At 61.6% G+C, this 224-nt stretch carries 1 protein-coding gene; it reads right to left on the bottom strand.

Going from position 1 to position 224, the window contains the following annotated elements; genetic code table 11:
* Positions 1 to 224 (bottom strand): contractile injection system protein, VgrG/Pvc8 family (locus ACZYR5_RS29730; protein ID WP_489092940.1); only part of this gene is annotated, 224 nt, incomplete at both ends.

Genomic DNA, 224 nt, shown 5'->3' on the forward strand with positions numbered 1-224 from the left:
GCAGACGATGAATGAAATCCAGGTCGCTTTCGTTGTACTGCATCACCTGCTCGCGGCGCGGGTACTCGTGCACCAGACGGAATGGACAGTCGAAATGCTCCATGTCGTGGCGGCTGAGGAGGATGCTCTTGACGATCTCCGGCACCGACTGGTCCTGGTAGATCCGGTATTGCTTGCCGCGTCCGGCCAGGGCCAGGCGCGGCTCGAGGGTCACCGAATAGCGG

Source organism: Pseudomonas sp. F007, from assembly GCF_057814275.1.